Here is a 23855-nt window from a genome sequence, read left to right on the forward strand (position 1 = left end):
AGGTCAAACTCAATTATAATTTTTTTGCAGCATTTTCGCGTTCGAGAACTTTTATATTTTTGCAATGTTACTTTAGTAAAACGTAAAGGCTATTAGGCTTTGATGGAAATTAAATATCAACACAGTTTTAATAAAACAAGCAAAATGATACAGGATGAACTGATTGCCACGGCGAAAGCACTGGTTGCAGACCATAAAGGTTTGCTGGCTATGGATGAAAGTACAGGTACTTGTAATAAACGATTTGCAGAATTTGATATTCCCCAAACCGAAGAAATGAGGCGAAAGTACAGGGAACTTATTGTTACTACGTCGGGGCTCAATCAAAGCATCAGCGGTGCGATACTTTTTGATGAAACCATCCGGCAACAGCAATTAGATGGCACGCCGTTTATTAAAATATTAATTGATGCAGGCATCATTCCCGGAATAAAATTAGATCTCGGTGCAAAACCTTTAGCGGGATTCCCAGGTGAGAAGGTAACCGAAGGACTTGATGGTTTACGCAAAAGACTGGTTGAATATAAAGAAATGGGCGCCCGATTTGCAAAGTGGCGTGCGGTTATAAATATTGGCGATGGTTTGCCAACTGCTGGAGGAATACTCGCCAATGCCCACGCTTTAGCAAGATATGCAGGTTTATGTCAGGAAGTTGGTTTGGTTCCTATTGTAGAACCCGAAGTTTTAATGGATGGCGACCACAGTTTACAACATTGTTTAACCGTAACTAGTGAGGTGTTGCACATCGTTTTCGAAGCACTTTACAGTCAGCGTATTTTATTAGATGGAATGCTTTTAAAACCAAATATGATATTGCCAGGTTTGGAGGCAAAGGTTCAAGAATCGGTTGATGAGGTGGCTGAAGCTACTGTGAAATGTTTGCTAAATAATGTACCAGCAACAGTTCCGGGCATTGCTTTTTTATCTGGCGGACAATCGGCCGAACTTGCTACGGAAAGGTTGAATGCGATGCATAAAAAATATAAAGCTGATTTGCCCTGGGCACTTACTTTTTCTTACGGCAGAGCCTTACAACAGCCTGCTTTAGAAATTTGGCGTGGAGACGATGCTAATAAAGAAGCCGCACAACAGGCATTAATTCATCGGGCAAAGTTAAATCGTGCAGCTTGTATGGGTATTTATACCAGTGAAATGGAAAAAGCGAATTAAGTTTTAAAAGCTAATATATTTCAAAACGCGGAAACCCATCTGTTATTTACCCACAATAACAGATGGGTTTGATTTTGGTAATTCATCAGGAATTTGCATTTTGGCAACACCAATTCTGTTATCGGCCATTCCATAATATACATCAATGCGGTTTGGTTGGCCAATGTCATCTCTGCGGTCTATACCTGTCGGGAATACAACATTCGCTATTGTGCCAATAGTTTCTTCGGGTAATTCTGGCGTTAAAATGGGTTTAGCAGACCTGTAAATTACATTTTGAGGATTTTTTTCTGAAAGAATCATAGCGCCCGCCGAGTAGCAAAGTTTGCGATGCGCTTCCGTAGAATCGGGCAATTCGTGTACACCATGATAAACTACAAGCCAGCCAAGTTTAGTAAGCAATGGTGGCGCACCTGCTCCAATTTTTAAGTTTTCCCAATCTTTTTGCGGTATTGCTAACCGGTGGTTTGATGTAAATTTTGCATATTCTATGGTGAGGTCTTCTCCTAAATTGTAGTAAGAAATCCAGATACTTTCTTTGTGGGTATCAATTTCTCTGCATTTTTCGCATTCAACGGTTTCTTCTGGCCTCGAGCCACTAAAAAGTGGTCGGTGCAACATACCAATTGAAGGGTGCCCCTTCGGACTCATAATAATTTCGGGGAAGATACTGGCATCTTTATTATCAACGCCATTAAAGTCGATGTCTTTATAAACCTTATATTTCACCAGTCCTAGTCTTTCCCAATTTAACAAATCTTTAGATCGTGCAACGGCAATTCTTGGTCCATTGGGGCCAAATGCTGTATAAGTCATAAAGTAATGTTCCAAAGTTTCTACATAAGTAACCCTCGGGTCTTCACAACCACCACCGCCATCTGGGCGTTTTTCGTATTCAGCTTCTGGTTCCAACGCTACACCCAAACGCTCTACACCAATCGGGTCACCGGCGTCGTTAAATTTTACTCTTGCAATGCCAATTCGCGAATAATTATTTTTGGCAACTAAACGTGGAAAAAGGTAAAGTTCGCCATCCGGACCTCGAGTTGCTGCGGGGTTAAGTACGCCTTCTACTTCTAAGTCATTGCCCGCTTCGGGTTCCATTATGGTACAAATTCTTTCTAACTGGAAGGTGATCATATTTCTTTTCCTTTATAACTATCGTTTAAACAAGCAACAAACGTTTCAATAACTCTTTTTGTTTCTTCTGGATCGCGAACTTGCACACAAATTACGCCCGTTTTACGCGATGGATAATCATTGCCACCTTTAAATAGCGCATCGCCAACAAACATCATTTCTGAAATTTCAATTTCTAAAACCTCTTTTAATTTCTGAATGCCATAAGCTTTATCAATACCAGGTTTTGTAACATCTATAGAAGTTGTGCCACCCAGCGTAACCGAAAATTCTGACAGTGATTTGTTTAAAATGGTTTGAACTTTTTTGCGTTTAGAAAAATCAGGATCCCAATCTTTTTTCTCTTTCAAAGGTGCACTTTGTCCCAATGCCGAAAACGTAACCTGACTGCCTCTATCTTCTATCTGTTCGCCCCAAGTTTTTGTAATTTTCCATCCCGCTTCGCTTATTGCATCATTTAAGTTTTTAATGATTTTCTCTTTTTCTTCCGCTGTAAAATTCTCTGCGTATAGTTGTTTCCATTCTTTGTCATATTGATAAAATTTGGTACCACAAGTTGGCAGAATAGAAAGTTTTTGTTGAAGATTTTTTTTGGGGAGATGATCCAATACCTGTTTTTTAAATTGAGGCCAGTCGCCTCCAGATATAATTGCAACGTGCGCAACTTCGAGTAGAGCGGTTAAATGATCCGCCATTTCGGTATCAATTGCTGCTTTGCTTTCGGCCAAAGTACCATCTAAATCAAATATTAGGAGCTTTTTCATAGTTGGAGTAAATTTAATGTTGAGCAAAACAAAATGTTGATGCTCTATTTTACCGATGAAAAAGGATTGAAAATCTTAAATCGCGCTTTGGTTGTCATCAATAAGATTCAAAAATCCTTATTAACTCTATTGAGAAAAGATTTTCCATTGGATTATACATTAACTAACAATTTTTATGGCGTTTTGTTGGGGTATTTATTAGAATAACTGATTGTATTTTTATTCGGTGATTAAATAATCATACCATCTTTCATTTCTATAATTCTATCGCTTTTTTGTGCGAAATCTTCATCGTGGGTTACGGCAATAATAGTTTGACCGGCATTGTGCGCCAAATCCTTAAAAATCTCGAAAACAATTGCTGTATTTTTACTGTCTAAATTTCCCGTTGGTTCATCGCCCATAATAATTAATGGATCATTTATGAGTGCCCTAGCAATGGCTACACGCTGTTGTTGTCCGCCTGATAGTTTACTTGCGTTTTTTAGCGCTTGATCGGCAAGACCCAAAGTTTTTAAACGTTCGTAAGCTTTGGCTTCTATTTCTTGAGGTGATAATTTCCCTAAGCGTAGGGCCGGAATCATTACATTTTTAAGGCAACTAAATTCTTGTAATAAATAGTGAAATTGAAATACAAAGCCGATTTTTTCATTGCGTATCGCAGCCAATTCGTCGATACTTTTGTGGGTCATCAATTCATTATCTAAATATAAATCTCCTTTATAATCTCTATCCATTGTAGAAAGAATGTATAGCAAAGTAGATTTTCCGCAACCCGATTTGCCTACCAAAGTAACAAGTTCGCCTTTATCTACCTCTATAGAAATATCTTTTAGCACATGAAACTCATTCGGATCATGAAAGAATTTATTTACGAGTTGTGTTTTTAAAATTGACTTCATTTAGTGATGAGTTATTTCGGTAGTTATGAGTTATTTCGGTAGTTATGAGTTATGAGATATGAGTGATGAGTGCTTTTCAATTGCAGAAACTTCGCGATTAGGTAAACTCATAATTTTATGTTTATCGATTACGTGTTTGGTTTACTGAGTTTTTTGTATTCATATTATTTCATTATTGCAATTATATTTTTTACTTGATAAAGTGGCGATGAATTTTCTGGTCATTGTCAGTAACTCATATCTCATCACTCAACACTCATCACTAAATAAAAAAGCTTATAGCTTTTTACTTATTGATTGTTTAACTGTAATAATAGAACTTTTCAGCATTTTTAGTAATTCTGTATTATCATTTGCGATGCTTTCGAATTCATTTTCTGTTAAATAATCTGTCGCTTTTAGTAATTCTAACCAATATAAAGTTTCATCGCATTCTTTTTGAGCAATTGCCAATTTATGAATAAAGTCCATTTTACTTTCTGCATTTTGCGCCTCCCTAATCAATGCGCCAACTGCGGTACCGCTTCTGTAAACCTGTTTGCTCATTATAAATTCCTTTTTTTGCTCTATAATTAATTTGTACAGCTTAACAATCCTAATGGCAAACAAAAAACTCTTTTCTTGTAAAATACTCTTACTCATATTCTGTTTGTTTTTATAAATCCTTCCCACTCATCACTCATATCTCAACACTCATCACTAACCTCCTGTTCGCTCATCACTCAAAAAACTATTTTCTAAAAATCTCTACCGGATCTACTTTTGCCGCTTTACGTGCAGGAAAATAGCCAGCGAAAAAGGTTATGATTAAGCCGAAGAAAATTCCCCGTAAAAATCTGGAGCCGTCAAATTCAATCGGGAAATAGCCAATATCGCCACCTACGTAAACATGTTGTAAAACGCTTATTAAAACTGTGGCCAATAGTACACCACCAATTACGCCCAAAATACCAACGGCTAAAGCCTGCGTTACAAATATGCGCACTACATCTTTCCCTCTAAAACCCATCGCTTTTAATATGGCAATGTCATTTATTTTCTGACTAACCGTCATATTCAAGATGTTATAAATCCCGAAGCCGGCCACTAATAAGATTAGAGACGACACTAAACTGCCCACAATGTTGCGCATTTTATTGCCTGTAACCATAGAGTTATTGGCTTCTTGCCAGCTTTCTGCTTTGTAGCCAGTCACTTGTGAAATTTCATCGCCAACGGCTTTTGCATCGTCTGGATTTTTAATATTTACCGTAATATCGGTAATGTATAATGCACCTTCCTTTTGTAATTGCTGTGCAGATGCTAAATTAATGTACGATTTCGAATCATCTAAAGTCCGCACGTTCGACCTAAAAATACCGACAACTTTAAAAGTTCTATTTACCCCTTTTGCTGAGGTAAGATTTAGATTATTACCGACCACAAGATTCATTTTTGTAGAAATCCCTACGCCAATTACAATGCCATTTGGGTTTGATGTTAGCGACTTAAAATCGCCAGAAACTATAGTAGAATTTATATTATACATTGCATTGGCCTCGGCGGGTTTTACGCCCACCGCTATGCCCGAAATTTGCGATTTACCATTGTTGTAAAATACAGAAGAATTTACTTGTGGCGTAACTACAGTAACATTTTTATTTTTTAATATCGTTTCTGTAACTTGATTAGGGTTGATGATGGTGTTGCTTTTTGGCAATACTTTAGGATTGATAATAAGGTATTTCGCAGTACTGTCATTAACCAGCGGTTTGCTCATTTTATCTTCCTTATAAACCCTAATGTGCGCATTGTTTTTAAAAATAACACTGGTCGAACTTCTATCTAAAGCCAACATTAAGCAATTCATAAAAATATAAATCGCCATGCCCAATAAAACGCCCATACCGGCAACGGCTGTTTGTTTTTTACCAGCAAAAATATAGGTTTTTGCAATATCAGTATTGATATTCATGGCTTAGTGTTTTAAAGGTAAAATCACATCATCTTTTGTAATGCCAGCTAAAATCTCTACAAAATCTGAAGATATAATGCCAGTTTTTACGATCACATAATCATCCTTGCCTTTTACATTTACGCGGTTGCCAAAATCCATTAAATTTCTTGGAATAAGCAAGGCATTTTTCTTTTCTTTGATGAAGATATTTGCTTCTAATTGAGTGCCGAAAAAAGCTTTGTTTAGCGGTTCCTCAAAAACCGCTTTGCAAATAAACGATTGGCTTTTTTGATCAAATGAAGCGAGTATCTCGGTTATTTTGGCATTGTAGATTTTCGAATCGTCTGTATTTAATTTTACATACGCCGTTTGGCCGAGTTTGATTTTCCCGATATTGGTTTCATCTACATTAAGCACAGCTTGAATAAGTTTCGCATCGGCGATGGTGGCAATTACATCACCTTTTTTTACAAAATCTCCATTGGTTTTCAGCTTTTCAATTACGGTTCCATATTGAGGAACCACAATGTTGTTGTACTGCTGGGCAACTTTATTGTTTTCTAACTGACCTTTGGTTGTGATGTAATTTTGCTTTGCCTGTTGCTTTAACTGGGCGTAATTATTTTTTAAAACTTTAAGGTTGGTTAACGAGTTTTCTGCTGCCAACTTATAATTTTCGTATTCGGCTTTGGCTACACTTTGGGTTTTGTAAAGCCTTTCATACCTTTCGGCTTGCAGTTGGTCTTGATTGTGTTTTGCAGTAGCAAATACAATATTTTGTTGTACCTGTTGCAAAGCAGGGGAGTTGTTAGATAAATTTTCTGTTGTTATAGTTAACTGTTCTTTTGCAATTTGAGTATTTACTAAGTTGGTATTGTTCTCAATTCTAGCTAAAACTTTATCTTTGGCCACCGCGTCGCCAATTTCAAAATCTACATTTTTGAGTACGCCATCGGTTTGCGCGGTTAGGTTGTAACTATTTTTCCATTCTAGCGTGCCAGATGCAAAAACCAGTTCTTTTATATCTTGTACAATAGGTTTTGTACCTGTTTCTTTATTGCAAGAAAAAGCAAATATGCTTACAATAAATACGGCGATAATTTTGATTTTCATTTTGCTAAAATTTATTGTTAATGTCTATTTTACTTTTGTTAAAACCAATGTTTGCCAATGCACTAACCACATTTAACTTAGCATTAAGCATGTTGTTGTAAGAAATTAGTAAATCATCTAGGCTCAAAATATTTTCTTGGTATTGATTGAAATTTTTATGGTAAGTATCTGCTTTAAGCGAGGCAATTTTTTTGAAATTTTGCAACTGAATTACGGCTTTTTCATAGTCTAAAATTAATGCCCGATTTTTCGTTTCTGTTTCTTTAATACTGTGTTCGGCATTTGTTTTTAAAATACTGGCTTCAAATTGCTTGTTTTTAATGTTCGCTAATTTGGTTACCGTTGTCGGTAAATTCATACTTAATTTCAGTCCAATATAATTGTAGGAAATTGTGTTCGAATTGGTATCGTAAAAAAAATCTCTGCTTAAATTTTGCCAATTTAGCGATGAAATAAAGGATAAGGTAGGCCAATTTTGGGCTTTAGCAAATCGAATATCCTGTTGCATCATTTGTAATTGTAGCGATGCATTTTTATCGACTAAACTATTCTTTATGGGTAAAACATCCATAGTGTTTTCGTAAGCCCAAACTTTTTCGGTAAGCGTAGGGTAAATGCTGTTTTCAAAAAAAAGCGCTAAACTTTCTTCTTGTATTTTAAGGTTGATTGAAAGCTGTTCGAGGTTATTTTTTAAATTTATTTGATTTACTTCCGCCTCATTTACATTCTGTTTTCTGCCCACACTTTCCTTAAATCTATTTTGGGTAATTTGTAAAATGGTATCGGCCGATGCCAAATTTTGGCTAATAATTTCGATCTGTGCTTTAAAAGAAAGGATGTTAAAGTAAATGGTATTTATTTGGTTGTAAATATTTTGCTCGTTCAGTTTGTTTTGATTCTCGGTAAGTTGTTGGTTAATTTTTGCCGATTTTATTTGAGCAATTCCTGCCAAATTAAAAAGCTCGAACTGTGGTTGCAAGTTAATTAACGACGAATATTTTTGCCCCGTGGTTACCTGTCTAAAAGTGCCGGGCTGACCGAAAATTTCTCCCGGTAAAAAAAGAACTTGTTGTTTGGTATTGTCTAGCAGTTGCATCGAAGCCGGAATGCGTGGATTAAACACATTTCCTAAAGCGGTTTTTTTGGTCAGCTCGGCTAGTTTGTTTTGAATGTTTGCATTGATAAATGTATAATTTTTTGTTTTGGCTAAAGTCAATACTTCCTGTAAATTTTTAAATGCGACCGTTTGTTGCGCCTGAACGTTTGGAACACAAAAAAGAGAAATAACTATGATTATGAGGTAATTAAACTTTAAATTTTGAATATATACTAACATAACTTTCAATTATTTAATCGGATTTTGTAGTAATAAGTTAAGGGTATTCATCATTTTTTTACCAGCAAGCTGTAAATCGAATTCGAAATTTTTGAGTCGCCATTTGTGCAACAGTAATCTAAATGAACCAATAACAGTATGTTGTAATTCTGCAATCTCAATATCATTTCTAATTGTACCTTCTTTTATACCTTGTTGCAAAATAATTTCCACTACGTTAAATTTGTAAGCCATAATTGATAGCAGTTCGCTTTTTACTTTATCACCTTCGAAATAAATATCATCTGCTAAAACAGCCATTGCAAAATGTGGATTTTGCGAAAAGAAAGTACACTGACTATCAAAAACTTGATTTAATCTTTCAATGGCGCTTAAATTTAGCTCCAAAATTTGATCCAACCGCTGTTTAAAATTAGCCAGAATAAATTCAAATAAAGAAACAATAATGTCTTCTTTATTGGCGAAATGCCTGTAAATGGCACTCTCCGAAAAACCCATCTCTAGCGCTAAGTTTTTGGTTGTTAATGCCTTTAATCCTTTCTCAATCAATATTTTCCCCGAGGCTTCTAAAATTTCTTGTTGCCTTGCCGAAATAGTAGTAATCATAATAAAATGTTAGTGAGTATTCACTCTTTAAAGGTAGCATTATTTTTTAATGATTTGTTGAGATTGAAAAATTTGATTGTTGGTTACGTAAAATTTGGAGTTTTAAAGAAAAGTATTGGTGTTAGCGTTGGCTGTAATAGATAAATACTAATCTTTTTGAACTTGAAAGATTAGGATTTATATCTAAACAAAGGCAATTTAAATTACAAAAGCTCCACTATGATTTCATTTTTGCGGTTAATCACTTCGAAAGGTGGATTATAGCCCAAAAAGTAGAATTTATTGCTGTATTTAATGCCTTCTGTATTTAAGGCTGCTATTAATTGCTGCTTGTATTTTGCGATGGTTTCATCATTTGCCCAACCGCCAAAAGTAATTGCTGCAACGGTTTTTGCAGGTTGCTCAACAAATTTGATTCCCGGCTGATTAGGTTGCGGAAGCGTTTCCTTATTAAATTTTTTCGGCACCATAAACATCATGGTCATATCATCATCCAGCGACATAGAAACGGGGGAAGTCATTGCTATTTTTTCGCTTTTCTTATTCCCACCAAAAATGTAGCCTGCTAAAATGGAAAAGCCTTTGCTCGAAGCTTCTTTGTATTTATTGCCCGAAAGTTGAACGGAAGTAAACAACGTTGCTTCATAACTGCGGATCTCAAATCCATCGTATTTTTTCTTAACCGTATAAGGATAAGTTTCTATATTTCTTTGTCCGCTCATTGCAAAAAGTTGTGTAATAATAAAAGCCAATAGGATTATTCCAGATGTGATTAGTGCTATTTTCATAGTTTAAATTTAATAAATTTCATGCAGTTGCTTTTTAAACTTCACGTTAGTTTACAAATAAACTACGCTATGGATTCGTTCTAATACTTTGTTGAAGTTTTCTCTTTCAATTAATACTTAGATCAATCGTTAAATCCCAAATCAACTTATTTTACGCAACGCCGAACCTTTACGCGCAGCAATATGATCGGTTTTACTACTTTTTATTTCATATTGAGGATCATTTTCGGTAGCGTGGTGTGTGTAACCTTTGTAATCGAAATTTTTGTGATGTATTTTGATGATCGTTCCAGATGCATTTCCACCTTCAGAATTCCAACTTACTTCATCGCCGATTTTAAATGTAGTTGCCATAATAATTGTATTAAATTTTAATTTTCATCTGAATAAGAAACCTCGTGATCTAAAATAATGGCTGGCGAAGTGTAGGGGTGTTCTTGCACTTTTCCCAATCCCATAATGTGATAAACCGTCCAGTTTTTTGCTTTTAAAAAATCAGAAACCATCGATCTATGGCAACGCCACCAAACCGCTTCAGAACACATATATACAGTAGTCTGCGTCGATGCGATATTTCCTAAGTTTAAAGCTGCGTTTTTAAATTCGTCAGTTTCCATGTAATCGGCATACGCCCTAAAAGAAGGATTGTTCCAACGGTTATTTTTCGAATCTTTATTAACTTTTCTTCTACCGCCTAAATCTGTTAAATACAGGTACTCAATCCCAACTTCTTGTAACGATTTTTTTAAATTTTCTTGGTCGAATTGAGGATATTTTTTCGACCCAGGCAAACGGCGGATATCGGCCAGAACTTTTACATCGTAATACTTAAGCATCTCCAAAAACTCGGCAATGGGATGTGTAGAATGGCCGATGGTGTAAATGGTATTTGAAGGTAAGTTTTTCAAAGCAAATTATTTAATGTTAATATAAAACGATCAATGTATTGGTACCGCTCTTTAAATTTATACTGTTGAATGAAGCGTGGATGTTCCAGCACAGTTAATCGATCGAAAAGTTTGGCTTCTTTATTTAGCTTTTGAATAAAGGTTGCATTCTTTTTGCCTAAAATAAATACTTCTGATGTATCTAAACCCAAACTAATGTGTTTTTTTAACGAATCGATCATAAAATCTTTTACCATTTCGAAAAGTGCGGGTTCATCGTAATAATTCGCATTTACCCACCTGCCATCTTTTACATGGCGAATAATGGCCAATGGAAATGGAGAGTTAATATAAAATTGCTTGTAGAAAGTTTCTGGTCCGCCATATTCTTCAATCAAATCATATACAAAAACCGACGAAACCTCATGTGTTCTTGCCGATTCCATTTTAATGCCACAAATACTTTCCAATCTTTTTGTATCGGTAAAAGGAACACCCGTTACGCCTGCGCCATGCCGACTTGGATTGATGCCAATTATAAACTTTCGTTCTTCATTATCATGATAAAATTTATGGTAGAAATCTTTCATCACCGCCATCGTTTCGGGGTTATCGAAATAAGGATTGAGCACCATAAAACCTTCAGGAAGATTGCCTAAATAGTGTAATTGACTGTTAAAATCGATCACCTTTTCTCCAAAAGTTTTCATCATCAAGTGAGTTTTTTAATTTGAACAATTTACCGTAAACAAAGTTTTTTAATAGCCTTCTTTAATGATGAAATCTGCAGAAATCCCTAACGAAGCGAGTTGTTTTTCTATAGCTTTCATCATTTCTTCAGGCCCGCAGAGGTAAAAGTATTTACTGCTGGTATCTGAATATTTTTTGATCAAATCTTCGGAGATATAGCCGTGTTCGTAGCCTTCGATATCTTCTTTAGAAAGTATGTTAATGAAATTTTTACCCAGAAGTTTATCAAATTCTTTTTCTAAAATAATATCAGCTCTAGTTTTATTGGCGAATAGAAGCTTGTTGTTTCCAATTTTATTTTCTTTTTCGAGGGCTTTAAAAATCGCGATAAATGGCGTTATTCCTGCCCCTCCAGCAATGAAAATACCTTCGTTTTTGTATGAAATGTCGCCAAAAACATCGCCCAAAATTAGTTCATCACCTTTGGTAAGAAATTGTAATTGTTCGGTTACGCCTTTATGCTCAGGATATGATTTTATGGTAAATTCAATTTCGTTATCATCTGGTAAAGATGTAAATGTAAAGGGCCTTATTTCCTTTTCCCAGCCGACTCTGTTGATGGAAAGATCTACGGCTTGCCCAGGTTTAAAGGTTAATGTTGCGGGTTTTTCGGCAACGATTCTCAATACATCGGGTGTAATTTTCTCGACAGATGTTATTTTTACGGTATGTGCCATTTTGAGTTGTTTTTATAAATATGATAACCATTTATATCCAATAAAAAATGACTTTTCAAATTGATTTGAATAGGCGGCGCCGGAGAAGTTTGCTGTTGGTATTCTTTATCTATTGTTGAAGCCACAATATGTGGACTACCTATTATAACAACGGCATAATTATTATGTTTGAGGAAAGGAAGATTTTTTCAAATTTGGTTTTTAAAGTCATTTGGTTTTAGGTTGTGAGTGGATTTATTTTGAACGATTATTTAAAAATGCGCTTTTGACTTCGGCTTTTATCCATAGGGTAGCTTAAAAAAGAACTGCCATGTGCCGTTATTTAGGTTGGTTTGTAACATTGCGTAGCACAATTATCTTGTAGTTCTTGATTCTATAAAGCTGTTTAAAAATTAACAAGTTCCCCATCAAAATTGAGTTGGTGGGTAGGAGTTTTTATGCTCGAATATGGAGGAAAACATATAAAAATCAGGTCTTTTTTTTCCAAAAAAAAGAGGAACTAAATCCTCTTCTTAAGCAATCCAAATAATTTTACGAGAAGCCCATAACAAGGGTAAATGTAACCGGTTCTCCCGAACGAAAATCGGGACAGGCTGTTCAACCGAGGCTTCATTGTTGGCTCTGCGAGCCCAACGAAGCCTTAGCTGTTAGCGGTAGTTTTTATTTAAACATTAACGTTTTAGTTTCATTCATTAGTGGTTCTATTAATTTACTATTTTTCGCACCTGACAATGAAATGTTTGCAAGCTTATCATTTTTTTTAAATTCCATTGATAGCGAAGTCCCACTGTTAATAAAATTAGAAGTGTGTTTAGTGATTATAAATCTTTCAAAATCATTAATGGTATAAATTTGTTTATCAAATAAACCAAAAATAGAGAATTCTATTGTTTTATCTTTTTCGTTTATAATTACTTTTCTCCCCAAAGCTATTAAATTAAGGACTATTGGGATTATTGTAAAAAGAAAGAAAGGTATTTCTCCATCTAATTTACTATTATTTACAATGAAATATATTCCAAGCAAAGTGAAGAATATGAGTGATATAATTGAGAAAGTTTTGTTTATTTTCAGTGAATAAAGTTTATCTTTTTTTTTTGTATAAAATTGTAGTTTCATAGTTATAAATGTGTATTAATTTGTGTTATTTTTTCTTTTAAAATTTCTCCGTATTTTGAGTTTTCAATAGTAGATAGATTTAATTTATATCCATGACCGAATTTATCATCTTTCATAATTACAGAATAGCTAATTAAATTATTGTTACCACCAGTTTCCATTTTTTCTATTTTATATATTTCTGAAAAATTCAATATTTTTTGCCCATAACCCAATCTTTTTCTTTTTAACTCTTTACGATTTAAATTAAAAATATATTCAGTTGAAAAAAAGAAATTTATAATTAAACCAGATACCATTGTGATAAATAAAATTCCGAAAAGAAACTTAATATTTAATTCTGGGAAAATAGCAAATAAACCAAATGGTAAAATTGTAATCCCTACAATTACATAGGATACAATAATATAGGGTTTCCAAGGTTTAAAAGTAATAATCATTTTATGTTTTTTTTAAATGTTCTATAAAATTACCGCTAACGGCAGTCTGTGAATTAACTAAGTTAAAAAAAGAAACTATTCGGATACCCCTCGGAGAAAAATTTCATACAGACGATTCTAAGAGGCTCATTTTTAGTTTTTTCACAGCCTGACGGTTTGAAAATTTGTGCAGAAATGGCATTGCTTGCAGAACCATTGTCGCACCGCACGAAATTAAGTAAATAACTGATGAAATAACGTAAACCACCGTCAGCCATTTTTGCGCAAATTTGCTGTTGTAGGCAGTGCTGTTTTTTAATTTACAGTCTGCGCTTCAATTTTCGTAGTCTTGCTGATAATAGCTTTTTGATTTTTCTTCTTCTTAAAATATTCTGACAAAGACTTTTCCTCTTGAGCTGTCAAAGGCTCATGTCCGCCAATAAAGTCAACTTCCAATTCTTTTCGTGTAGTTTTCATAGTTATGAGTTTTGAAAATATTTATTGATTAGTACAAGTGCTGATTTTGTTTCTATAATCATTAATCTTCCGCCAAAATGAAGCGCACCAAGTGTCTTTTCGTAATGGTCCACAAGTTGTGTCTTTGAAATAAAAGATACGTTTCCCTGATGTCCTCTTTGGAAAGATAATTAACAGGCAAAAGCAACTAAGTTTCCTGCGACGCCAGCATACATTTTTGTCTTTCCTTTATTAAATGGAGAATTTTCAACTAAATGCATATATACATGGTCTTCCTTCACTTCGACACAAGTTAAACCTCGTATTATTGTCGGATTATTCCAAATGGTCAATTTGTAAACATCCTTTTTTGGATTTTTGAATTCACTTTTCCAGTCAAACAACCAACTGTTTTTTTGGTCACTGATTTTAAGTCTTGAGTCGTCAAGACAGATATTTCAGTTGGAAAACTGTCGCCAGTTACCACGTTTTCGATAGAGTTCGTGAGCTTATCGATGATAAAGTCTAGACCGATTTCTTCCTGTTTTTTCACATTACTAATTTACGAAAATAGATTGGTAATTTATTTGTCAGTTGTATGCATTTTGTCGAGTAGTACTAGCGATAACGTATTGGGTATTGGCGTAGTGGCAGACTTTCAGCAGAAAAGTTGATTAGAATTACTACCTTTTAAGTTTGCACAAATGTTTAATCGAAGCAAACCACCCGCCATTATGCCAATACCTTGTTAGCGGTAGTACTAATCCTGATGTCCATATCCAAGTTCTTCGTTTTTGTCCCAAAATGATATAAATAATTCAGCTGGTGTACCTCTCTTACTAGTCCAAATTGCTACAATTTTTATAGCCTTTTCTAAATCATCAAGATATGCCATTCTACCGTCACTACCTCTAATTCCTTTATCATCTTTTTTTGCCCCACGGTTTATTAGGATGTTTTTTTCATCATACACAATTCTTCTAACGTCTTCAAAGTCCTTACCTTTTGGCAACGTATCTTTAAGAAGTTTCGTTAGCCCATTATAATATAATTGGAATTTAGTTACAGGGTCATCAATCTTCTGTCCCAGTAATTTATCTGCTTCATTTTCGGTTATAAGTTCAGAATTAATATCTAGAGCTAATTGCTCACCTTTAATTTCTTCTGATTTTTGTAGCAACTCTAACCTTTCTAAGTCTTCTTTTGAAAGGTTTCGTTCCCCAGTGCCTAACTTTTTTTTGTTTTCTTCCACATTAAATAATTTATACAGTTAACAATTCTTTTATTCTATTCGCAGTTTCTTTTATTTCCTCAATATCCCAATTAGCTATATTGAGATTTTTTGTGAGATTTGACATCTTTGGAAACCGGTCTTTAAATGCTCCCCAATAGTCATTTCCAATTTCCGCTTGCCTCCATTGAAATTGTGAGTAGATAATTGAAGGATGTATTTGGCATTCATTAGCAAATTTCTCAACTATTAATTTATTATGGATTAATTTTTCAATGTATCTCATTTTTTCTTTTGACAGAAGATATTCACCTGCAAATTCATTTGCCCTATCCTCTTGAATTAAAAATAAATCTGGCTCACCAGATAGATGATAGGTGGTTTTTTCAATAATATCAAGGTCGTATAGTACGTGATGAAGTTCGTGAATCAAAGCAAACCAAATAGTTGCGTAATTTTTATTCAAATCTGTTATTACTACACAAGGTTTTTTGTTTATTATAAAAGTTGCTCCGCGAATTTGAGTTTTCGGTAATGATGGCTGAAATATAACTGTAACTCCGATGTTGTATAAAGCTTGAAAAACGGTCATAAGTCCTTTTTCAATATTCTTTGTATATGGTTTTATTTTAGGAATTAAATCAATTAAACTGTTACGGTTGTATTCATTAGGGTTATCAATTGTTTCAAAATATTTATAACTTGATTTAATCCAGAAATCTTTCATTTTGTCACTAAAAGACTTCTTAGTTCTACTATATAAAGCCTCGTTAAGTTCTACGTCGTATTCATAAATCGAGTTTAATCCAAAGAACTTACTTATTCTGTTTTTGAGATTATCAATATCGTCAGTTTTTTTTATAAAACCTAGTGTTAACAGTGCTTTCAAATCGAAAAACTTATTAATAAAAGTGATGTCCATCGAGTCCTGAAGTTCTTTGAGTTCTTCTGCTGACCTCTCGTTGTAATGAATTATTAATAAATTTTCTAAACTTATTTCTAGAAATTCGCCTAATTTGATAAGCTTGTTAATATCTGTTTGTTTAGAAGTCTTGTTAATAATTGCGTCTAAACTCTTCCTCTCAATACCAGCAAGTTTTTCGAATTGAGTTTTATTTAAACCAGAATTTTCAAGTTTTTCTATAAGTAACTCTTCAAGAGTTGGCCCTTTATAGTTAAAACTTTGACTGAGGATTTTTGTAACCATTATTTTTAAGGTGAATTTACCTCAAATGTAAGTTTATTTTTAAAAAAACCAAAATAATAGAGGTAAATTTACCTTTCTTATTTATTTCAAGAAAGACGATGATTTGAGTTGAGAGTCGGTAGGTATTGCCACTAACGGTTTGCGTATTGGCGATGGTGCGGCTAAAAATATGGACTTTTTGTATTAAAAATTAATATTCGGAACATCTAAAATGGTTAAACTTGCGATTCCTCCGCACTATTGCCAATACGATGTTGTATGCTGTGCTTTATTCCATTTTTATTGTTAATTTATTCGATTTTACTTTTAATATTGTCGAGCCATTTTCAGTGATATTATAACTTCCTTCGTCATTTGGAACATATTCTTTAAAATAATCGGTATTGTTTTTATATATGTGATAATCATAATAACTTTCTCCGAGAATAAAATTCTTTTGTGTTTTTGGTAAAAGATGTAGTCCCAAAATTAGTGTTCTAATATAAAATTCACCCTCAATTTCTTCCATTGACTGTCTGTTTTTAAGAATATTCCAATCAACATCCACAATCTCAAACTTTTGGTTTATTAATTTTTCAAAATCATCTATTCCTGCAATATTATCGATAGTTTCTTCAACGCCTAAATTTATTTGGTTGTTTTTTCCCGTCAGAGAAATACTTTTTGGCGTTCCACTCGTTCTATTGTTTTCAGAAAATTTAGAATATTCATAAAGAGTCAATTTAATTGTGTCTGTTTTTTTGTAAGAACTTTTGTCTGCTGACCAAATTACTTTGATATCATTTTTGTCAATAGTTATTTTATCAACAACATTGATGTGAAATGGTTTACTTTTATATTCTTTTCCTTTATACAATACTGTCATAATCGGAAAATCAATTCGTCCAAGCCTTGTTGGTTTTGCATACGTATAAAATTCATAAAACGTTTTGATAACTTTATCATTTTCATCTGTGATGCTATTCTCAGAAGTCATGTGAACTCTATCTAAATTATTAGTCAGTTCTAAACCGTCAATTTCTTTAACATTTGTGTATATACTATCTGGTTTTTCCTCAAAATGTATACTGAAATCAATAGACTTTCCAATTTCTGCTTCGGGTTGTACGACAAACCAAACAAAATCTTTGTCATTTTTGCTTTGACAAGAAAGAATTGTAAATGGAAAAATTATAATTATTAGATAAATAAAAAATGTGGCTTTTAATTTGTTCATTTGTGTAAATTTCTATTTAAAGATTTGTCAGAAGCGGTCTGTTAGCATAGCATACAACTCGTAAATATACGCAACTCGCTTTAATCTATCCGTTTATAAACGAATATAAATGTTTAAACTCCTATTATTAAATTTATTTTTCTCTATACACTATCAACAGCTCAATGTTGCAACAATTCACAACCAATAGGGCGTTTTGTTCTAAATTAAATTAGTTGTCTTTTTACGCAGAAACTTTTTCTATTCACCTTTAAATTTAAAAGTTGGCCTTTCGATAGATATGTTGCGTGATTAAATATACAACATCCCGATTACCGAAAATAGGTAGATCACGATTACAATCCAAGAATCGATACCCATACCTTTTTTTCTTGTAGGCAATTTCAGCACCATGCCAATTAAATAAACGGAAGTTATGATGATGGCTACGGTGGTTAAATAAATATCTACATTTTGCGCTTTAGGTAAAATGGGGTTATTGCTTATTAAGCTAGCAATTAAAAATAAAACGGGTAAAAAAGCATTTCCGCCAAAAATATCGCTGATGATAGGCTGATAACTTTTTGCTTTTACAAAAGCCATGCCGCTCGAAATTTCGGGTAAAGAAGTAACCAATGCTAAAATCGTGGCGCCGAAAATGATGCCGTTGATGTTAAAGTGAGTGGCAATTTTATCACTCGTAACCTCCAATAAAACGCCAAATACCAATACCACAATTGCGATTGAAATTAGCCAAACTAAAGCGGATGTTTTGGTGTATTTATGAGTGTTAGTCGGGTTGGGGGTAGCCGAAGTATCTTTCTTTTTTGATTGAAATTTTTTTAATAAAAGTATGCTGGTTAACCACGAAAATGCGATTAAAATTTCGGGTGCAGTGCTTCTAAACATCATGTTCGATTGATGAATCTGTTTGCCAAGAATAACCAATACCAAGATTATAATCAGGAATAATCCTTGTAAAATACTCGTTTTATTGCTCACCAATGTGCTTAAAGGCTTCGGTTCTTTGCGCGATGCGAAATCGAACAACACCAATAATAGCGATTGTATTACGATTCCACCTAAAATATTACCCACTGCTAAATCAATATTTCCGCTCATCGCACCACTTACGGTAATGGCTATTTCGGGTAAATTGGTTACGATGGATAAAATAATCGTGCCACCAAATGAGCTTCCTAACTTGAATTGATCATCAATAAAATTAACTACGTTAGATAGTTTGCTGCTAAAAATCCATAATAGAATTACGGAAACTAAAAAGATCCAAATGGATTGATCGAAAGAAAGGTTTATTTGCATAGTTTGCTGGCAATGTTAACGTATTTTGTATTGAACTTAATTTAGTACTGCTGGTTTCAATTGGTACTAAAACCCGCGGAATTATGACTTGTTTTTATAAATGCCAATAAATTTACGACTATAATTAAGCCACCATTTTGGTTAAACTTAAAATCTATTATCGTGTTTAACTTTATTGCATTCAATTTTAGAATATAATTAAGTAAAAACCTATTTTTATTTGCATAATCGGTCTAATAAGCCAAAATTTAACAAAAATTGATGAAGGTTATAAAATGTTAAAGCCGTAATGGTTTTTACACCCAACAAACCGTTATAATTAACTACTTCATTTAGTACTTAGCCCCGGTTGTAGCGTGCACGCAGTAAAGCGAAAAACGGGAACAGATTTTGTTTTGTGTACAGCCGTTGCGCTTCGAAAAAAAGAAATAATATGAAAAAAACAATATTTATAATCGCTTTAATACTGGTTACGGTTGGTTTGATTTATAACTACTATCCCGAGCCAAAACTCCCTGCAAACGCCAACGTAGATTTGCTGGTGGTAAAAAAATCGAAACACCAATTGCTTGCTTACAGTAACGGAAAACTTTTAAAAAGTTATAAAGTTTCTTTCGGCGATGCGCCAATTGGACATAAAGAATTTGAGGGCGATGAGAAAACACCCGAAGGAATTTACACCATAAATGCTAAAAACGATAAAAGTGGATACCATAAAAATCTTGGTATTTCTTATCCTAATTTAGCCGATATTGCCCACGCAAAAGCGATTGGTAAACCAGCAGGTGGCGACGTTAAAATACATGCCCTGAAAAATGGATTAGGAGCAATTAATAAATTTCAGCGGTTAATAAACTGGACAAATGGCTGTATTGCACTTACAAATAGCGAGGTTGATGAACTTTACGCATCGGTAAAAATTGGAACTAAAATAGAAATTAAACCATAAAATATGAAATTAAAAATTATGCTGTTAGCTTTTGCAGTTATGCTATTTGCAAGCTGTGGGCCAACAATTTCGGGCAAAGATGAACAGTCTTTTAAAGCTTCGAAAGCAATAATGGAAGCAAAGTTAAGTGTTACTGAAAAGGACGATTTGGAAAAAGCATTACGGGTTTTAACGGCAAAGGCCATGAAAGAAAAATGGGAAAAACCTGATGATGTAAACTTTAAAGGCAAATCTTTTGATGCTATTGTAATGAATATGATAGATGGCAAAACCTTTTCGGGAATAGTTGATTATGCAGAAGATTTTTTGAAAGCCGATAGAGATAAAAGTATCAAGGAAAAAACAACCGAAATTGATAGTTTAACAACTGAAAAAATTAAAATTGCGAAGCAAAATAAGGTGCTAGATAATTTTAAACTAACGAAAGTCAGCATCAGTGAACAAGAATGGTTTGGCGAAAAAACACCATTTTTAGATTTGACATTTGTGAATAATATGGGTACGGAAATTTTAGGGTATAATGTACAGATAAATATTTATTCGAAAGCAACAGGTAAAATAATTGCCTCTCAAGAACAAGGCACAAGCTTTAAAGTTGACCAAGCACTTAAACCTAATGCAGAGGATGTTTGGTCTCAACCACTTTTATTTGAGGCAAAAGAACATAGTAAACTTTGGGCAACCGCACAATATCCTATAACCGATTTCTCAAAATTCGATTTGAAAATAGAAGCATTTCCAAAAACAGTTGAAACTAAAAAAGAGAAATTAGTTCGCGTAGGAGGTTTAGAAAACATCGATAAAAAAATTAAATACCTCAAAACAGAGTTGGAGCAACTTAAAGAAACTAAAGGTACTTTAGATGAATTGGAGTTAACCAAATAATATGAAAAGAAATATATTGCTTTTGTTTCTGATTTTTTGTTCAATTGCTACGGTTGCTCAAATTAACGATGAAGATAAACTAAGCGTAGATTTAGATAAGGATGGCATAAAAGATCATGTTGTTTTTGATAAAGATAATGGCGTAATAATCGTGAAGCTATCTACGCAAAAATTTAAGCCAATTCAAAGTAAACCAGTTGAATTTGAGTTTATGTCATCTGGGATACGCACTACCAAAAGTGGTTTTGAGTTTTCTAATAATTATATGCGTGCAGGTTACAGTTGCCAATTTAGGTATAATCCAAAGCAAAAAAAGATTCAGCTCATTGGCATGAGTCGGTACGAATTTGGCCCGGCATCAAATGATGGAAGTGGAAAGTCTAGCGTTAACTTATTGACCAATAATTATATCGGTAACTGGAATTTTTGGGATGATGAGAAAGAGGAACTCATACCGATGAAGACCATTAAACTGAAAATGACTTTTCCTGTTACTTATTTATCGGGTTTTGATGACGGAATTTTTAATAAGTTTCAAGATAAATGTGTGAGCCTATATGAAAAGGCTCACGAAAAAATGAAAAAATCTCAACTTTTAGAAAATCAAAAATGAAATTAATATTTTATTTGCTTTTTTTGCTAGTAACGACTAATGCAATCGCTCAAAAGGTTTTTAACCAACCTAATGCAAAAGGAGAATGGCAATACATTTATCCATTTAAAGATAAAAATTATGTGTTGGCGATACAATACAATTTAGATACTGGAGAAAACACTACTTCGGAAAACAATACTTTTATCTATTTTGGTAAGAAAGGAACCTATTCAGACCAGATTTTTTGGAAAGAACACGTTTTTATGAATGTAATTAAAGAGAATGTGCAGTTTGAAGACTACAACAATGATGGGGTAAAAGACTTAGCGTTATTTTCGACCACAGGTGGACGGGGAAGTAACGAATATTACAAGCTGTATTTAGTCAATCCGAAAAACCACACCCTCAAAAAAGTGATCGGATTCGATGAAATTACCAATCCAGGTTATGATAAAAAACATCGCGTAATTGTAGGTTACGGGTATGCTGGTAGTAATTATTACAGTCTTTATCGCATCAATAGCAAAAACAAAGTTTACGAAATAGGAGAAGGTTTTGAGGATAACGAAAAATTAGACTTGGATAAAAAAATAGCAGAAATTTTAAAGAAATTCACAAAGAAATGAGAACTGTTTTACAAATGACCAAAGTATTCTCGTTTACGCTTATTTTACTGGCATCATTTTCTGCTAGTTATGGCAACATGGCCAAACCTTATGTTGATGGTACAGAAAGTTCTACCTTATTTGGAACTAAAAATTGCAAGGTAATTAGCGAGCGGATAGATTTAACTGCGGTTGCTCCGGTTGATGAAGATGATTATGCTTACAAATTAAATTATAAAATTTCCTATCGCATTTCTGCCGATCAGCAAGGATTATTGCCGTTGCTTTTTATTGCACAGAATATGGATGTGCCGAAATCGGTAATGGTTAATGGCGTAAAAATCAATCTCGAAAGTCTAACCCAAAACATGGCATCGAAGTTTAAATTTCTTACCCCAAGTCAATCTGGTGGAGATTTCTACGACATTGCTTTTGATAAACGAAGCATGAAATGGGGCGTTCAATTATCTGAATTAATTTATTTTGAAGCCCTAATATTAAAAGGTGAAAACGTTATTACGGTTGAATATGACGGGCATCCAGAATACAATGTGTACGGCCTGCTGCGAGAATATAAAATTCAATATGCTTTGTATCCGTCTAATTATTGGAAGTCTTTTGGCGTAATAGAAATTAATATAAAACTGCCTAAAGAAGCTGAAATTAGAAATGTAAACATTGGCACGCTCCAAAATTTAAACAACGGAAATTATAAATTAACGATTGGTAAAATTAGCAAGGATGATTTAAAAATTGTTTTCTCCAAAAAAATCTCTTATTTTGCTGGAGCTTTACTTTTTTTACAGCCATTTGGTTTGGCCGCTATAGCATTTTTAATTTCGGCATTCTTTCATTTTAAATGGATAAAGAAAAGGCGATTGATGTACCCAACCAAGTACAATTTTGTAGTTCCGATTGGCATGTTGCTGGTTACGGCAATTACCTATCTTGTTTTTGCATTTAGTTACGATTTAATTAAATGGCTGCTAAATAATGATGGGTTGAAAAATGGTTACGCACTACTTTTAGTCTTTACTTCACCATTTTTTCTGCTCGTTTATGGCGTTTTTGTTTGGATTGTAGATTATCAGATTAAGAAAAGAATTTTGATGAAAAACACCCAAATTGAAAGTAATGGAAGAAATTGATATAGCATTCAAATACACCGAAAAACAGGTCAAACATTTGTACCATTTTGGTATTTTTCCAACGGCAAACGCGAAATATTACTTGATTTTTTTTACAGTTATAATTTTTGGAGCGACTAGCCTTTTTGTATTTCTATCCACCTCTTTATCATCTCATTTAGGCATCGTTTATCCAATTCTTAAAATTGTATTAGGTATTTGCGCCGTAATTTGGTTTTTTGTTTTATTCAGTATTTTCGTTAGTTTTTTCATCACACCAATAATGGCTTTTAAAAAAAGTCCCGCTTATCAGGGTTTATTTAAGGTAAAACTTAATAATCAAGGAATGACTTTCTTACAGGAAATTAAAGAAAATGATGAGCCGAAAATAACCAATGGTTTTATGAATTGGGCAGACTTTAGACAGAAAGCAGAAAGCCAAGACTTTATTATTCTTTACAAAGGAAAAATAGGAAATGCGCTGCCGAAATCAGCATTTAAGTCGCAGGCAGAACTTACAAGTTTTAAGGAATTTTTAGATGGTAGAGTGGATATTGAGCCCAAAACATTTAATCGGAAATCATTATGGGGTAATCTGTCTATAGAATAAACTAAGTTCTTTTAATTTTCGCAGGCCAAAATTTACTAGCTGGCGTATTTTTAACCAGTTCGGTC

Annotated in this window: 27 protein-coding genes; 7 read left to right on the top strand and 20 right to left on the bottom strand. The window is 33.8% G+C overall.

Annotated elements, in window-relative coordinates; translation table 11 throughout:
* The first annotated feature begins 144 nt into the window (after positions 1-144).
* Positions 145-1170, top strand: coding sequence for a class I fructose-bisphosphate aldolase (locus EZJ43_RS13135; protein ID WP_133263249.1), 1026 nt, complete (start codon positions 145-147; stop codon positions 1168-1170).
* 42 nt (positions 1171-1212) lie between these two features.
* Here the strand turns inward: EZJ43_RS13135 and EZJ43_RS13140 are convergent, their stop codons facing one another.
* The 20 genes from EZJ43_RS13140 to EZJ43_RS13235 all read right to left on the bottom strand — a co-directional run bounded on the left by EZJ43_RS13140 (position 1213) and on the right by EZJ43_RS13235 (position 19019).
* A complete protein-coding gene (locus EZJ43_RS13140; protein WP_133263175.1) occupies positions 1213-2310 on the bottom strand; it encodes a glycoside hydrolase family 130 protein in 1098 nt (365 codons plus the stop codon).
* Positions 2307-3074, bottom strand: a complete 768-nt coding sequence (locus tag EZJ43_RS13145) for an HAD-IIB family hydrolase (RefSeq protein WP_133263176.1) — start codon at positions 3072-3074, stop codon at positions 2307-2309. The genes EZJ43_RS13140 and EZJ43_RS13145 overlap by 4 nt, the downstream gene beginning before the upstream one ends.
* Before the next feature lie 230 nt (positions 3075-3304).
* A complete protein-coding gene (locus EZJ43_RS13150) occupies positions 3305-3976 on the bottom strand; it encodes an ABC transporter ATP-binding protein (protein ID WP_133263177.1) in 672 nt (223 codons plus the stop codon).
* 276 nt (positions 3977-4252) lie between these two features.
* A complete protein-coding gene (locus EZJ43_RS13155; protein WP_133263178.1) occupies positions 4253-4618 on the bottom strand; it encodes a four helix bundle protein in 366 nt (121 codons plus the stop codon).
* Positions 4619-4706: 88 nt separating this feature from the next.
* Positions 4707-5930: an ABC transporter permease gene (locus tag EZJ43_RS13160; RefSeq protein ID WP_133263179.1), complete on the bottom strand. Its 1224-nt coding sequence runs from the start codon at positions 5928-5930 to the stop codon at positions 4707-4709.
* Positions 5931-5933: 3 nt separating this feature from the next.
* Positions 5934-7025 (bottom strand): efflux RND transporter periplasmic adaptor subunit, encoded by a 1092-nt coding sequence (locus tag EZJ43_RS13165; RefSeq protein ID WP_133263180.1) that lies wholly within the window; start codon positions 7023-7025, stop codon positions 5934-5936.
* 4 nt (positions 7026-7029) lie between these two features.
* Positions 7030-8361, bottom strand: coding sequence for a TolC family protein (locus tag EZJ43_RS13170; RefSeq protein WP_133263181.1), 1332 nt, complete (start codon positions 8359-8361; stop codon positions 7030-7032).
* Between the two features lie 9 nt (positions 8362-8370).
* Positions 8371-8967 (bottom strand): TetR/AcrR family transcriptional regulator, encoded by a 597-nt coding sequence (locus EZJ43_RS13175; protein ID WP_133263182.1) that lies wholly within the window; start codon positions 8965-8967, stop codon positions 8371-8373.
* A 203-nt stretch (positions 8968-9170) separates the two neighbouring features.
* A complete protein-coding gene (locus EZJ43_RS13180) occupies positions 9171-9755 on the bottom strand; it encodes an SOUL family heme-binding protein (protein ID WP_133263183.1) in 585 nt (194 codons plus the stop codon).
* 141 nt (positions 9756-9896) lie between these two features.
* The gene (locus EZJ43_RS13185; RefSeq protein WP_133263184.1) at positions 9897-10109 is read right to left on the bottom strand and encodes a hypervirulence associated TUDOR domain-containing protein; all 213 of its coding nucleotides are present in this window, start codon (positions 10107-10109) and stop codon (positions 9897-9899) included.
* A gap of 17 nt (positions 10110-10126) precedes the next feature.
* A complete protein-coding gene (locus tag EZJ43_RS13190; protein ID WP_243718090.1) occupies positions 10127-10663 on the bottom strand; it encodes a DUF488 domain-containing protein in 537 nt (178 codons plus the stop codon).
* Positions 10660-11355 carry an SMUG2 DNA glycosylase family protein gene (locus EZJ43_RS13195; protein WP_243718091.1) on the bottom strand — a complete coding sequence of 232 codons (696 nt, stop codon included), beginning with the start codon at positions 11353-11355 and terminating at the stop codon, positions 10660-10662. The genes EZJ43_RS13190 and EZJ43_RS13195 overlap by 4 nt, the downstream gene beginning before the upstream one ends.
* Before the next feature lie 45 nt (positions 11356-11400).
* Entirely contained in the window at positions 11401-12069 is a 669-nt protein-coding gene (locus EZJ43_RS13200; RefSeq protein ID WP_133263185.1) for a ferredoxin reductase domain-containing protein, read from the bottom strand.
* Between the two features lie 660 nt (positions 12070-12729).
* Positions 12730-13188, bottom strand: coding sequence for a hypothetical protein (locus tag EZJ43_RS13205; protein ID WP_133263186.1), 459 nt, complete (start codon positions 13186-13188; stop codon positions 12730-12732).
* A 2-nt stretch (positions 13189-13190) separates the two neighbouring features.
* Positions 13191-13628 (bottom strand): hypothetical protein, encoded by a 438-nt coding sequence (locus EZJ43_RS13210; RefSeq protein ID WP_133263187.1) that lies wholly within the window; start codon positions 13626-13628, stop codon positions 13191-13193.
* Between the two features lie 294 nt (positions 13629-13922).
* Positions 13923-14084 carry a hypothetical protein gene (locus EZJ43_RS17205; protein ID WP_165953168.1) on the bottom strand — a complete coding sequence of 54 codons (162 nt, stop codon included), beginning with the start codon at positions 14082-14084 and terminating at the stop codon, positions 13923-13925.
* Between the two features lie 739 nt (positions 14085-14823).
* Positions 14824-15315 carry a hypothetical protein gene (locus EZJ43_RS13220; RefSeq protein WP_133263188.1) on the bottom strand — a complete coding sequence of 164 codons (492 nt, stop codon included), beginning with the start codon at positions 15313-15315 and terminating at the stop codon, positions 14824-14826.
* Between the two features lie 10 nt (positions 15316-15325).
* Positions 15326-16501 (bottom strand): ImmA/IrrE family metallo-endopeptidase, encoded by a 1176-nt coding sequence (locus EZJ43_RS13225; protein WP_133263189.1) that lies wholly within the window; start codon positions 16499-16501, stop codon positions 15326-15328.
* A gap of 268 nt (positions 16502-16769) precedes the next feature.
* Positions 16770-17717 (bottom strand): hypothetical protein, encoded by a 948-nt coding sequence (locus EZJ43_RS13230; protein WP_133263190.1) that lies wholly within the window; start codon positions 17715-17717, stop codon positions 16770-16772.
* A gap of 291 nt (positions 17718-18008) precedes the next feature.
* A complete protein-coding gene (locus tag EZJ43_RS13235; RefSeq protein WP_133263191.1) occupies positions 18009-19019 on the bottom strand; it encodes a sodium:calcium antiporter in 1011 nt (336 codons plus the stop codon).
* Between the two features lie 433 nt (positions 19020-19452).
* Between EZJ43_RS13235 and EZJ43_RS13240 the strand changes: the two genes are divergently transcribed.
* The 6 genes from EZJ43_RS13240 to EZJ43_RS13265 are packed head-to-tail and all read left to right on the top strand — an operon-like array spanning position 19453 to position 23790.
* Positions 19453-19968, top strand: a complete 516-nt coding sequence (locus tag EZJ43_RS13240) for a L,D-transpeptidase family protein (protein ID WP_133263192.1) — start codon at positions 19453-19455, stop codon at positions 19966-19968.
* A gap of 3 nt (positions 19969-19971) precedes the next feature.
* Positions 19972-20853 carry a hypothetical protein gene (locus EZJ43_RS13245; protein ID WP_133263193.1) on the top strand — a complete coding sequence of 294 codons (882 nt, stop codon included), beginning with the start codon at positions 19972-19974 and terminating at the stop codon, positions 20851-20853.
* 1 nt (position 20854) lies between these two features.
* Positions 20855-21466 (top strand): hypothetical protein, encoded by a 612-nt coding sequence (locus tag EZJ43_RS13250; protein ID WP_133263194.1) that lies wholly within the window; start codon positions 20855-20857, stop codon positions 21464-21466.
* Positions 21463-22074 carry an XAC2610-related protein gene (locus EZJ43_RS13255; RefSeq protein WP_133263195.1) on the top strand — a complete coding sequence of 204 codons (612 nt, stop codon included), beginning with the start codon at positions 21463-21465 and terminating at the stop codon, positions 22072-22074. The genes EZJ43_RS13250 and EZJ43_RS13255 overlap by 4 nt, the downstream gene beginning before the upstream one ends.
* Positions 22071-23201, top strand: coding sequence for a hypothetical protein (locus EZJ43_RS13260; RefSeq protein ID WP_133263196.1), 1131 nt, complete (start codon positions 22071-22073; stop codon positions 23199-23201). Before EZJ43_RS13255 ends, EZJ43_RS13260 begins: the two co-directional genes overlap by 4 nt.
* Entirely contained in the window at positions 23188-23790 is a 603-nt protein-coding gene (locus tag EZJ43_RS13265) for a YcxB family protein (protein ID WP_133263197.1), read from the top strand. Before EZJ43_RS13260 ends, EZJ43_RS13265 begins: the two co-directional genes overlap by 14 nt.
* Positions 23791-23855: the final 65 nt, after the last annotated feature.

The organism is Pedobacter changchengzhani (assembly GCF_004354365.1).
Lineage (GTDB): Bacteria > Bacteroidota > Bacteroidia > Sphingobacteriales > Sphingobacteriaceae > Pedobacter > Pedobacter changchengzhani.

What these genes read in the sequence shown, in the direction of transcription:
- EZJ43_RS13135 (WP_133263249.1), top strand. Translation starts at nt 145, where the DNA reads ATGATACAGGATGAACTGATTGCCACGGCGAAAGCACTGGTTGCAGAC.
- EZJ43_RS13140 (WP_133263175.1), bottom strand. Translation starts at nt 2,310, where the DNA reads ATGATCACCTTCCAGTTAGAAAGAATTTGTACCATAATGGAACCCGAA.
- EZJ43_RS13145 (WP_133263176.1), bottom strand. Translation starts at nt 3,074, where the DNA reads ATGAAAAAGCTCCTAATATTTGATTTAGATGGTACTTTGGCCGAAAGC.
- EZJ43_RS13150 (WP_133263177.1), bottom strand. Translation starts at nt 3,976, where the DNA reads ATGAAGTCAATTTTAAAAACACAACTCGTAAATAAATTCTTTCATGAT.
- EZJ43_RS13155 (WP_133263178.1), bottom strand. Translation starts at nt 4,618, where the DNA reads ATGAGTAAGAGTATTTTACAAGAAAAGAGTTTTTTGTTTGCCATTAGG.
- EZJ43_RS13160 (WP_133263179.1), bottom strand. Translation starts at nt 5,930, where the DNA reads ATGAATATCAATACTGATATTGCAAAAACCTATATTTTTGCTGGTAAA.
- EZJ43_RS13165 (WP_133263180.1), bottom strand. Translation starts at nt 7,025, where the DNA reads ATGAAAATCAAAATTATCGCCGTATTTATTGTAAGCATATTTGCTTTT.
- EZJ43_RS13170 (WP_133263181.1), bottom strand. Translation starts at nt 8,361, where the DNA reads ATGTTAGTATATATTCAAAATTTAAAGTTTAATTACCTCATAATCATA.
- EZJ43_RS13175 (WP_133263182.1), bottom strand. Translation starts at nt 8,967, where the DNA reads ATGATTACTACTATTTCGGCAAGGCAACAAGAAATTTTAGAAGCCTCG.
- EZJ43_RS13180 (WP_133263183.1), bottom strand. Translation starts at nt 9,755, where the DNA reads ATGAAAATAGCACTAATCACATCTGGAATAATCCTATTGGCTTTTATT.
- EZJ43_RS13185 (WP_133263184.1), bottom strand. Translation starts at nt 10,109, where the DNA reads ATGGCAACTACATTTAAAATCGGCGATGAAGTAAGTTGGAATTCTGAA.
- EZJ43_RS13195 (WP_243718091.1), bottom strand. Translation starts at nt 11,355, where the DNA reads ATGATGAAAACTTTTGGAGAAAAGGTGATCGATTTTAACAGTCAATTA.
- EZJ43_RS13200 (WP_133263185.1), bottom strand. Translation starts at nt 12,069, where the DNA reads ATGGCACATACCGTAAAAATAACATCTGTCGAGAAAATTACACCCGAT.
- EZJ43_RS13205 (WP_133263186.1), bottom strand. Translation starts at nt 13,188, where the DNA reads ATGAAACTACAATTTTATACAAAAAAAAAAGATAAACTTTATTCACTG.
- EZJ43_RS13210 (WP_133263187.1), bottom strand. Translation starts at nt 13,628, where the DNA reads ATGATTATTACTTTTAAACCTTGGAAACCCTATATTATTGTATCCTAT.
- EZJ43_RS17205 (WP_165953168.1), bottom strand. Translation starts at nt 14,084, where the DNA reads ATGAAAACTACACGAAAAGAATTGGAAGTTGACTTTATTGGCGGACAT.
- EZJ43_RS13225 (WP_133263189.1), bottom strand. Translation starts at nt 16,501, where the DNA reads ATGGTTACAAAAATCCTCAGTCAAAGTTTTAACTATAAAGGGCCAACT.
- EZJ43_RS13230 (WP_133263190.1), bottom strand. Translation starts at nt 17,717, where the DNA reads ATGAACAAATTAAAAGCCACATTTTTTATTTATCTAATAATTATAATT.
- EZJ43_RS13235 (WP_133263191.1), bottom strand. Translation starts at nt 19,019, where the DNA reads ATGCAAATAAACCTTTCTTTCGATCAATCCATTTGGATCTTTTTAGTT.
- EZJ43_RS13240 (WP_133263192.1), top strand. Translation starts at nt 19,453, where the DNA reads ATGAAAAAAACAATATTTATAATCGCTTTAATACTGGTTACGGTTGGT.
- EZJ43_RS13245 (WP_133263193.1), top strand. Translation starts at nt 19,972, where the DNA reads ATGAAATTAAAAATTATGCTGTTAGCTTTTGCAGTTATGCTATTTGCA.
- EZJ43_RS13250 (WP_133263194.1), top strand. Translation starts at nt 20,855, where the DNA reads ATGAAAAGAAATATATTGCTTTTGTTTCTGATTTTTTGTTCAATTGCT.
- EZJ43_RS13255 (WP_133263195.1), top strand. Translation starts at nt 21,463, where the DNA reads ATGAAATTAATATTTTATTTGCTTTTTTTGCTAGTAACGACTAATGCA.
- EZJ43_RS13260 (WP_133263196.1), top strand. Translation starts at nt 22,071, where the DNA reads ATGAGAACTGTTTTACAAATGACCAAAGTATTCTCGTTTACGCTTATT.
- EZJ43_RS13265 (WP_133263197.1), top strand. Translation starts at nt 23,188, where the DNA reads ATGGAAGAAATTGATATAGCATTCAAATACACCGAAAAACAGGTCAAA.